General features: G+C 74.5%; 8 protein-coding genes and 1 tRNA gene. 7 read left to right on the top strand and 2 right to left on the bottom strand.

The window, feature by feature from the left end; genetic code table 11:
* Window positions 1-94 precede the first annotated feature (94 nt).
* The 5 genes from LE181_RS26020 to LE181_RS26000 all read left to right on the top strand — a co-directional run bounded on the left by LE181_RS26020 (window position 95) and on the right by LE181_RS26000 (window position 4,693).
* Window positions 95-1,681, top strand: coding sequence for a cytochrome c oxidase assembly protein (locus LE181_RS26020; protein WP_225663932.1), 1,587 nt, complete (start codon window positions 95-97; stop codon window positions 1,679-1,681).
* 8 nt (window positions 1,682-1,689) lie between these two features.
* Complete coding sequence (locus tag LE181_RS26015) at window positions 1,690-3,042, top strand: AAA domain-containing protein (protein ID WP_225663933.1); 1,353 nt, start codon at window positions 1,690-1,692, stop codon at window positions 3,040-3,042.
* Between the two features lie 427 nt (window positions 3,043-3,469).
* A complete protein-coding gene (locus tag LE181_RS26010) occupies window positions 3,470-3,838 on the top strand; it encodes a DUF8844 domain-containing protein (protein ID WP_225663931.1) in 369 nt (122 codons plus the stop codon).
* A 134-nt stretch (window positions 3,839-3,972) separates the two neighbouring features.
* Window positions 3,973-4,563 (top strand): bifunctional DNA primase/polymerase, encoded by a 591-nt coding sequence (locus LE181_RS26005; protein ID WP_225663930.1) that lies wholly within the window; start codon window positions 3,973-3,975, stop codon window positions 4,561-4,563.
* Between the two features lie 56 nt (window positions 4,564-4,619).
* Window positions 4,620-4,693 (top strand) — tRNA-Lys (locus LE181_RS26000).
* A gap of 112 nt (window positions 4,694-4,805) precedes the next feature.
* Here LE181_RS26000 and LE181_RS25995 read toward each other — a convergent pair.
* A complete protein-coding gene (locus tag LE181_RS25995) occupies window positions 4,806-6,047 on the bottom strand; it encodes a M6 family metalloprotease domain-containing protein (RefSeq protein ID WP_225663929.1) in 1,242 nt (413 codons plus the stop codon).
* Between the two features lie 429 nt (window positions 6,048-6,476).
* On the opposite strand from LE181_RS25995, the gene LE181_RS25990 reads away from it, so the two are divergent.
* Window positions 6,477-8,246, top strand: coding sequence for a putative bifunctional diguanylate cyclase/phosphodiesterase (locus tag LE181_RS25990; protein ID WP_225663928.1), 1,770 nt, complete (start codon window positions 6,477-6,479; stop codon window positions 8,244-8,246).
* Window positions 8,247-8,295: 49 nt separating this feature from the next.
* Here LE181_RS25990 and LE181_RS25985 read toward each other — a convergent pair whose 3' ends face one another.
* Entirely contained in the window at window positions 8,296-9,402 is a 1,107-nt protein-coding gene (locus tag LE181_RS25985) for an LLM class flavin-dependent oxidoreductase (protein WP_225663927.1), read from the bottom strand.
* A gap of 280 nt (window positions 9,403-9,682) precedes the next feature.
* Here LE181_RS25985 and LE181_RS25980 point away from each other — a divergent pair, with 280 nt between their 5' ends.
* On the top strand, window positions 9,683-10,441 hold the full coding sequence (locus LE181_RS25980; RefSeq protein WP_225663926.1) for an IclR family transcriptional regulator: 759 nt from the start codon (window positions 9,683-9,685) through the stop codon (window positions 10,439-10,441).
* Window positions 10,442-10,520 lie beyond the last annotated feature (79 nt).

The raw sequence follows: 10,520 nt of genomic DNA, 5'->3' as shown, positions 1-10,520 counted from the left end.
CCGTCGCCGCCCTGCGCCGCGCGGCGGCGCTGCGGGCCGAGGCGCTCGCGCCGTGCGGCGCCGGCCCGGTACCGGCCGCCCGGAAGGAGGCCCCGTGTCACTGATCGGCACGCTCGCCCGCATGGAGGCCGTGCGCGAGGGTCGGGCACAGCCGCTGGCCACCGTGCGGCACCGCCACCTCGCCGCGCGGCCGCTGGTGTTCGTGCCGCTCACCACGGCCGGCGAGGCGGGGGCGCCGCTCGGCGCGCTCGTCGGCACCGAGCGGGACGCGCCCCGGCTGCTCGTGGTGGCACAGCCGCGCGACCGGGACATGCGGTTCGCGTTCCTCTCGGAGCTGGCCGACGCGATGCTGCCGTACATCGAGGCGTACGGCGACGCCGTCGAGCACGAGGAGCGCAAGGAGACCGACCCGCAGACCGGCCGGAGGGTGCCGGTCGAGGTCGAGCTGTGCGCCGACGCCCCGCAGCTGCTGGTGCCGAGCGCAGCGGGCGTGGAGTACGTACGGCTGCTCGGCCGCTCCATGCGCTTCCGGCGCACCGCCGAGCAGGACCCCGACGCGGCCCACCCCGCTCCCCCGCGCGTGCCGCTGCTGGGCCGCTGGCTGACGCACTTCGGGGAGCGGGCCCACGTGCCGGGCTCGTCGCTGCTGCTCGCCATGACGCAGTTGCTGGGCCGCCATTGGGCGACGGGCCAGAGTGCGCTGGAGGACCAGCACCTGGGGGCGCTGCTCGCCTGGATCGATCCGCCGGACGGGGTGCCCGGCGGGGAGGCGGCCCTGCGGGCCGAGCTGGAGCGCGACGCGGACGGCCTGCTCACCCACCCGCCCGCCGGCCCGGCGACGGACCCCGTCTTCGACAACAAGCGGCTGGCCCCGGCCGTCACCCGCTACGACCGGGCCCGCACCGAGGCGCTTGAGGCCGCACCGCACCGCTTCGCCGCCGCCCAGGAGGCGCTGGCCGACGCCGACCGCACGCTCCGCGAGCTCCTGGCGTCCCAGCTGCGCCCCACCTGGGACGCCGTGTGGCACGGCGCCGACCTGCTGCGCGCGCTGCCCGAGGGCGCGCACGTCGCCGAGCGCTGGAAGCGCGACCGCTGGTCCTACACCGGGCACCGCGACCGCGTCCGCGCCGGCGAGCCCCCGCAGCCCCGGCGGGACGACGCCGTCACCGCGGCCCGCAAGCTCGCCGCCCGGGAGACCGCGCAGGCGCGGCTGGACGCCCAGGAGGCGCTGGACGATCCGCTGGTGATGGCGGCGCGGCGGCTGGCGGGCGAGGCGTTCGCCGGCGAGGTCACCGAGGTGGTGATGGAGCACACGCAGGCCAAGGTGCCCCGCCCGCGCCCGCTGGTGACGCTCCGCACGGCGGACGGCCCGCACGTCGCCGACGGCGCGACGCTGCACCGCGCGCTGCCGGACGGCCGGACGCAGTCCGCGGAGTTCGTCGCGTACGGGCCCGGCGGCACGCTGACCGTACGACTGACCGGCGGAATGGGGCGCGGAAAAGCGCCCGACACGGGGTCGGTGCCCGAGCCGGGCCACCACGTGTGCTGGACACTCTTCGACCACGCGCCCAGGGGCGGCCCCGACCTGCCCGAACCCGAGCAGACCCCCTGGACCCACGGCGGCCCGCCGGCCGCCGTCGCCGAGGCCCCCGACCCCGTGACCGCGGAGGACCGTCTGTGACCGTACGCATGGCGCCCGGGCGCGCCTTCGACCCCGCCGGGGCGGCGGCAGCGGCCACGGACGCCATCCTGCGCGACACGCTGCACAGCCCGCACCGCGGCGTCGTCGTCGACTCCCCGCCGGGCGCCGGCAAGTCGACGCTGGTGGTGCGCGCGGCACGCGAGCTGGCCGCCGCGGGCCGGCCCCTGATGATCGTCGCGCAGACCAACGCCCAGGTCGACGACCTCGTGCTGCGCCTGGCCGAGCAGGACCCCGGCCTGCCCGTGGGCCGTCTGCACAGCAGCGACCGGCACCCCTACGACCCGGCGCTCGACGCGTTCGACCAGGTCGTGCCGTCCGCGCGGGTGGCGGAGCTCGCCGGGCTGGACGTCGTCGTCTCCACGGCAGCGAAGTGGGCCCACACCAAGGTCGCCGAGCCGTGGGGGCACGCGATCGTCGACGAGGCGTACCAGATGCGCTCGGACGCGCTGCTCGCGGTGGCGGGCCTGTTCGAGCGGGCCCTGTTCGTGGGCGATCCCGGCCAGCTGGACCCGTTCAGCGTGGTGGGGGCCGAGCAGTGGGCGGGGCTGTCGTACGACCCGTCGGCGAGCGCGGTCTCCACGCTCCTCGCGCACAATCCGGACCTGCCGCAGCACCGGCTGCCGGTGTCGTGGCGGCTGCCCGCCTCCGCCGCGCCGCTGGTATCCGACGCCTTCTATCCGTACACGCCGTTCCGCAGCGGCACGGACCACGGCGAGCGGCGGATGGCGTTCGCCGTGGCCTCCGACGGCTCCGGGCCGGACCGGGTGCTGGACGAAGCGGCCGGGACGGGCTGGGGCCTGCTGGAGCTGCCCGCCCGGCACACCCCGCGCACGGACCCGGAGGCGGTCGGCGCGGTGGCGCTGGTCGTCCGGCGCCTGCTGGACCGCGGCGGGGCCGTGACCAGCGAGCGCTCCCCCGACCCGGTGCCGCTCACGGCGGACCGCGTCGCGGTCGGCACGGCCCACCGCGACCAGGCCGCGGCGGTGCGTGCGGCGCTCGCGGGCCTGGGCGTGGACCCGGGGCCGGGCGGGGTCACGGTGGACACGGCCAACCGGCTCCAGGGCCGGGAGTTCGATGTGACGGTCGTCCTGCACCCGCTGTCGGGGCGCCCGGACGCCACGGCCTTCCACCTGGAGACGGGCCGGCTGTGCGTCCTGGCGTCGCGGCACCGGCACGCGTGCATCGTGGTGTGCCGGGCGGGCGTCGACCGGCTGCTGGACGAGCACCCGTCGACGGACCCGGTGCAGCTGGGAGTGACGGTGAAGTTCCCGGATGGATGGGAGGCGAACCACGCGGTGCTGGCCCATCTGGCGGAGCACCGGGTGGCCTGGCGGCCGTGAGACCGAGCCGCCGGCAGAGACCCGGCGCCCGGTGCCCCAGGCCGCCGGGCGGAGCCCGGCACGCCGCCGGAGGCGGCCGATGGGTGCAGTCCGGATGGATGGGAGGCGAACCACGCGGTGCTGGCCCATCTGGCGGAGCACCGGGTGGCCTGGCGGCCGTGAGACCGAGCCGCCGGCAGAGACCCGGCGCCCGGTGCCCCAGGCCGCCGGGCGGAGCCCGGCACGCCGCCGGAGGCGGCCGATGGGTGCAGTCCGGATGGATGGGAGGCGAACCACGCGGTGCTGGCCCATCTGGCGGAGCACCGGGTGGCCTGGCGGCCGTGACGCGCGGCGGTGAGGGGCGGCCGGATCCCGGGGAGGGAGCGGGGGCGCACTTGCGCGCGGCAGGACAATGGATGACGGTGCAGACGATTCTGGAGGTATGTACATGTGCGAGCCGAAGCAGGCTCCCGGCGTGCAGGACAGTGCCCAGCGCCGCCTGAAGCCCGCGCAGCTGCTCTTCGAACCACCCGAGGCCGTCGCCGATCCCGAGCACTTCTTCGACCTCGAATCGATCGAGGACCCGCGTGAGCTGCTGACCCGCTCCACGGAGCTGGCGCTGGCCTTCCGCGCGGCAGCGGACCGGGCGACGGAGTACCAGGCGGTGGCAGCGGCTCAGCTCGCCGATCCCCGGCGCTTCGACAGACTGCCGACGGCGGTGATCGCCGAGCGCGCCGAATGGAGCGAGGACTACGCGAAGAAGATGGTCGAGTTCGGCCGCGAGCTGCAGCGCGGCAGCAACACCGCGGTCGACTGACCCGTACGGCCCATGGTCCCGACCATGGGCCGTTGGCATATGCGGCGCACAAGGTAGCGCACGGCCCATCACCCTGTCCCGATTTCCGGAAACCACCCCGGGCCGACCCCACCACGCCGCCGACGATAGGGGCCATGAGCTCCTGGTCGCACCCTCCGCGCCCCGTCCGTCACCGGCCCACCGCCGCCGGCGTCACCCCCGCCGGTGCCGACTGGCTCGCCTCCGCCAGCCGGTTCCCCGCCTCCGTGCACGCCCTGTGGGCCGGCAGCGCCCAGGCCACGGCCGTGCTGCCCTGCGGCACGGTCTTCGACGTGATCGGCGCGCCGACGTTGTTCGGCCGCCGGATCCTCGACCAGCTGTGGTCGCCCGCCGGTCCCGGCTCCGGCCCGGTGGCGGCGCACCGCGGGATACTGCTGCTGTTCGCCGCTCCCGGCACGGCCCAGCGGCTGCCCGCCCTGCTGAGCTGGGAGGAGTGGGGGCAGGGTGCGGGGAGTGGCGGGGCGATGCCCCAGCTGCTGTCCTACGGCCCCGGGGACGCCGTGACCGTCCCGCCGCTGCTTCCCCAGCCCGAGGAGAGCGAGCCCGCTCCCGCCACGGCTCGCTGGCTGGTGGCCCCGGAGACCCGCCGTCCCTGGCTGCCGGCCGCGGACGCCCTGCTGTGGGCCTGCGTACGGGCCGCCCGGGCGGGCTCGGCGGGCCCTGTACCCATGTCGGCGCGGGGCTGAAACATACGGATTTTCTTTCCACCGGATCGGGGTGCTAAAGTTTTCCACGTCAGCAGGCGCCGCTAGCTCAGTTGGTTAGAGCAGCTGACTCTTAATCAGCGGGTCCGGGGTTCGAGTCCCTGGCGGCGCACCGACAGACGAAGGGCCTCATCGAAAGATGAGGCCCTTCGTCGTATGCCCGTCCGCCGCATGCCCGCCGGACGTCGCGCACCCGCCGGCTCCCGCCCCGGCCGTGCCGCCCGTCACCCCCGGCTCACCTTCACCGTCCAGTCCCCCGTCGCCGTGTGCCCCCGCACCTCCACCCGCACCCCGTCCGCGACGGACCCCAGGGACTCCCCGGGGCCCAGCGGCGCGTCGGCGAGCGGCGGGTAGACGGACTGGCCCCAGCAGGCATGGCCGCCCGGGTGACCGTCGAGCACCTGGATGGGCCCGCCGCCGGAGGCGGTGTCGCTGCGCACCCGGTAGACCAGCACCCCCTCGGTACAGGTGGCCGCGTCGTTGCCGGAGGCGCCGCGCGCCTCGACGACGACGGCGGTGGTCGCGCCCGTACGGACCACGACCATGCGGGTGCGGGTGTCCGTGCCGGGGTGCATGGGGCTCTCCAGCGGTTGCAGGGTGTGCAGGGCGGAGCCCGGGGCGTTGACGCAGTCGACCTGGCGCGGGGTCAGCCAGCCGAGCTTCCACTTGTGCCAGCCGAAGGGTTCGGAGGCGAGGCCGAACTGGCTGCCCATGAGGTCCCAGTCGCCGACGTGGGTGTCCCAGTCGCCCTTGCCGTCGGTGGGCCGGTGGTAGAGATCGGGCAGGTCCAGGACGTGCCCGGTCTCGTGGGCGAGGACGTTGCGGTCCGGCGGGTGGTGTTCGAAGACCGTCACGACGCGCCGCAGGTCGCTGCCGTCGACGCGGATGGGCTCCTCCAGATTGACGACCTTGGTCGCGTCGGAGTCGACGCCGGGGGCGTCGGGGTCGGCGACGAGGTAGACGAGGCTGTAGCGCCGGAAGTCCACGGAGCGGTCGGCGGCGGCGATGGCGTCCCGCAGGTAGGCCGAGCGCCGGTCGCCGTCCCAGTCGCGCTGTATGTGGTACTCGCCGGAGGTGTGGGGCATCTGGAACCAGCGCTTCACCGGATGGACGCGGAGCGAGAACCGCCCGTAGGAGGCCCGCTCGAAGAAGCGGGACGTGGCGGGGAAGTGGTCGGCGGCGAGCCGGTCGGGGGAGACGGCGGGCCTGGCGTCCGGGAACGACAGGAAGATCATGACCGCGTCGAGCCGGCCGACGGGCCGCGGGTAGTCGGGATTCCAGGTGTCGACGCCCTCGGAGTGGTGCGCCTGACTGCGCGGCAGCGCGCAGGGGCCGCCGGGCCCCGCCGCGTGCGCCGGGGCGGCGACCATGGTCGTGGCGATCGCGCACAGGCTGGTGAGCACGGCGCCCAGGCGGCGCAGCCGGGACCGTTCCGCGCGGCGCGGCCGCGGCCGGTCCACTCCCATGGGTGTCAGCGGACGCACCACGTCGACCTCCGAGGACGGAATTGGGAGACCTCACCCACCCTCTTGTTATTTGCGGTGTTATGCCCCGTTTCACTACCCCAGTCGAGTGACTAAGCCGACTTCTGGGTACATCACACTCAGTCACGGATGGTCAGTCGCGAAAAAAGATCGAAAAGAACCGCCCGGCAGTCTCGGGCGTGAGTGCGCACAGGCGTGCATGGGCGGTCAGGAACGGTCGGACCCATGCCGACGGCTCCCCCGCTCACGGCCGGGCCGCTGGAACGGTCCCTGCGCGGGCTCTATGCTCGCCACACTTCGAGCACAGAATCCCCCTACAGGCGGCCATTTGCCGCCTTTTCCACCACGCGTACGAGACACACGACACCCGCACGGGGTCCGTGCGGGACGAATGCCACGCGGGAGCGAGCGTTGAGCGGAACACTCGACGGTCAGGGCGGCAAGCCCGGTCCAAAGCCGCCAGTCGTCACGCAACGTCACGTCACTTCGAATGAATTCCGCGCTGCCTTCCGTGCCGCGCGCCTCGGTATGGCCGTCGTCGGCCGCGACGGCCTCGTACGCACCGCCAACGACGCCCTCGGCGCCCTGCTGGGCACCGACCCCGCGCGGCTCCAGGACTCCCCCGCCGCAGAGTTCACCGGTCTGCGCGAGGACTCCCGCACCTGGAGCGCCTACCGGGAGGTGCTGCTCGGTCGCCGCGAGCGGCTGCACTGCACCCGCCGGCTCAAGCAGCCCGGCGGGCAGGGCGTGTGGGCCGAGGTGACCGTCACCCCGCTGCCCGAGACCCCCGACGCCCTGCTGTCGGTGGCCGACATCAGCGACCGGCGCGACCTGCGGGCCCGGCTGCGGCACCTGCGGATGCACGACCCGGTCACCCGGCTGCCCAACCGCAGCCTGTTCTTCGAACGCCTGGCGGGCGCCCTGGCCGCGGCCGCCGCCCGGCGCGACGCCGGCGGGCGCAGCGGCCGCATCGGGCTGTGCTACCTCGACCTGGACGGCTTCAAGGCCGTCAACGACACCCTGGGGCACCGGGCCGGCGACCGGCTGCTGTGCGCGGTGGCCGAGCGGCTGCGGCAGTGCGCGGCCGCCGACGGCCACCTGGTCGCCCGGCTCGGCGGCGACGAGTTCGCGCTGCTGGTCGAGGAATCGGCGGGCACCGAACAGCTGATCGATCTCGCCGTGGCCGTCCAGGCCCATCTCACGCGGCCGTTCGAGGTGGCCGGGCAGCGGCTGGCGGTGTCGGCGAGCATCGGCGTGGTCGAGCGCCCGGCCGCCGGCACCCATGCCACCGAGCTGATGCAGGCGGCGGACACCACGCTGTACTGGGCGAAGGCGGACGGCAAGGCCCGCTGGACCCTCTTCGACCCCGAGCGCAACGCTCACCGCATGACCCGGCAGGCCCTCTCCAACACGCTGCGCCCGGCCGTCGACCGCGAGGAGTTCTCGCTGCAGTACCAGCCGCTGGTGGGGCTCGGCGACGGCGTTCTGCGCGGGGTGGAGGCGCTGGTGCGCTGGCACCACCCGCAGTTCGGCACGCTGCCGCCCAATCGTTTCATCGGCCTGGCGGAGGAGACCGGGGCCATCGTGCCGCTCGGCCGCTGGATCCTGGCGACCGCCTGCCGCCAGGCCCGCCGCTGGCAGCTGGACCACCCTGGCGAACAGCTGGTCGTCAGCGTGAACGTGGCGGTGCGCCAGGTGTGGGACTCCGACCTCGTCGCGGACGTCGCCGCGATCCTCACCGAGACGGGCCTGCCGCCGAGCCTGCTGCAGCTGGAGCTCACCGAGTCGGCGGTGATGGGCTCCGCCGGCCGGCCCCTGCAGCAGCTGCAGGCGCTCAGCGACATGGGCGTCGCCATCGCCATCGACGACTTCGGCACCGGCTACTCCAACCTCGCCTACCTCAGCCGCCTGCCCGTCTCCACGCTCAAGCTCGACGGGTCCTTCGTGCACGGCTTCCGGGCCGCGGAGCATCCCAACCCGGCCGACGAGACGATCGTCGAGGCGCTCGTCCAGCTCGCGCACCGGCTGGGCCTCACCGTCACGGCGGAGTGCGTGGAGAGCGCGGAGCAGGCCGAACGCCTCGGCCGCATCGGCTGCGACACCGGCCAGGGCTGGTTCTACTCCCGGCCGGTCCCGGCGGACCGCATCTCGGCCCTGCTGAGCACGGGGGTGCGGCCTTAGGTCCCCGCCCCCGGCTCCTGGCTCCCCGCTCCCGGACTCCGGCCCCCGGCTACGCGCCCGGCAGGCCGTAGGCGTCGGCGATCAGCCCGTAGCTGCGCAGCCGTGCCTCCGGGCCGTGCGCATTGGTCGTGATCATCAGCTCGTCCGCTCCGGTACGCCGCACCAGCGCGTTCAGCCCCTCCCGGACCGCGTCCGGCGTGCCGTGGACGACGTTCCGCAGCCATCCCTCCACGAACTCCTGCTCGGCGAGGCCGAAGGGGTACTGCTCCGCCTCCTCCGGCGTCGGCACCAGCCCCGGCCGTCCCGTGCGCAGCCGCAGCATCGCCAGGGCGCCGGTGAGCACCTGCCGGCGGGCTTCCTTGGCGTCGTCGGCGGCAAGGGCCTGGACGCCGATCGCGGCGTACGGCCGGTCGAGGACGGCGGAGGGCCGGAAGGAGTCACGGTAGAGCTGCAGCGCGGGGACGGTGTTGGCGGCCGAGAAGTGGTGGGCGAACGAGAACGGCAGGCCGAGCTCGCCGGCGAGCCGGGCGCTGAAGCCGGAGGAGCCCAGCAGCCAGACGGACGGACGGTCGGCGCGCTGCACCCCGCCGGGGACGCGGCCCTGGACGGGCCCGGGGACGGCGTGGATGCGGGCGTAGCGGTGACCGTCGGGGAAGTCGTCGTCCAGGAAGCGCGTCAGCTCGGACAGCTGTTGCGGGAAGTCGTCGGCCCCCTCGGCGAGCCGCTCCTCGCGGCGCAGGGCGGCGGCCGTCGCGCCGTCCGTGCCGGGCGCACGCCCGAGGCCCAGATCCACGCGCCCCGGCGCGAGCGCCTCCAGCGTGCCGAACTGTTCGGCGATCACCAGCGGTGCGTGGTTGGGCAGCATGACGCCGCCGGAGCCGAGCCGGATGGTGTCGGTGTGGGCGGCGAGGTGGGCGAGGAGGACGGCCGGGGAGGAACTGGCGACACCGGGCATGGAGTGGTGCTCGGCGACCCAGAAGCGGTGGAAGCCGCGCCGCTCGGCGAGGCGCGCGAGCTCGACGGTGGTGCCGAACGCCTGCCGGGCCGTACGGCCGCTGCCGACGGTGGCAAGGTCCAGCACGGACAGGGGCACGGGGGCGGTGCCCCGCGGATGTGCCCGGATGGTGTCGTCCCGGTCGTCCTGTACGTCGGCCACGGTGGCCCGCCTCCCTGGTCTGGGTGAGTCCGGTCGGGAGCGCGGACGCGCCCCGACCGACCACAACCGGAGCGTTACTCCGCTTATTCCGGGCGTCCCGGCCGTACACCACCGGGCCCCGCACCTCCCGACGCTCAGGCCACCGGCATATGCCAAGGTCGCAAACGCCAGGACAGGGGTACGGACGCCGTACCGATTCTGCTCAACACCCTCTCCACGCCGCCTGTTTCGCCCTTATCGTGGACGACAGAGACCCACTGGAAACCGCAAGGGGGAGACCGTGGCGCTCAGGCCCGAGCCGACCGCACCGTTCCACTCGGTGCAGCACGCCCTGCGCGTGCTGGAGACGGTCGCCAAGTACACCGGCGGCGTGAGCGAGGCCCAGATCGCCCGCGAGACCGGACTGGCCGCAGGCCAGCTCGCCCACCTCCTTCTGATGCTGCGCCGCGAGGAGTACGTGGAGCGGACCGGCGACGGCGGCTACGTCACCGGCGAGGCCCTCGTCCTGCTGGGCACCGGCGGCGACCGCACCAAGGCACTGGAGCGCAAGCTCCAGCGCTCGCTGGCCGACCTGCGCGACACGGTCGGCGCCGCCGTCTACCTGAGCAGCTACGTGGACGGCGAGATCCGGATCACGCAGTACGCCGACGGGCCGCGCACCCCGCGCGTGCACGAGTGGGTCGACTTCCGCTCCGCCGCGCACGCCATGGCGATCGGCAAGTGCCTGCTGACCCAGCTCGACCACGACGACCGGCGCGACCACCTCTCCCGCCACCGCACCGCCCGGCTCACCTCCAAGACGATCACCAATGAGAAGGTGCTCTTCAGCAAGCTGGACGCCCAGCCCGTCTCGGTGCCCGTCCTCGACCTGCAGGAGTACGCGGTGGGCACGGTCTGCGCGGCGGTGCCGGTCACCGCCGGGCGCACGGTCGGCTCGCTGGCGCTCTCCCTGCCGGTGCGCCACGCCCACCGGCTGCGGCAGGCGGCCGACACCCTCAACCGGCACGCCGCCCCGATGCTGCTGTCGATGGCGCTCTAGACCGGTTCCACGCCGGAGGTCCCGCCGGAGCGAGCCGGCAGGGGCCCGTGTGACAGGTGGTTCGGAGCACCCCTCGGCA

The organism is Streptomyces sichuanensis, assembly GCF_020328095.1.
Classification (GTDB): domain Bacteria; phylum Actinomycetota; class Actinomycetes; order Streptomycetales; family Streptomycetaceae; genus Streptomyces; species Streptomyces cinnamoneus.
The sequence above is the reverse complement of the archived record's forward strand: the minus strand, read 5'-3'. Positions and strand labels throughout refer to the sequence as shown.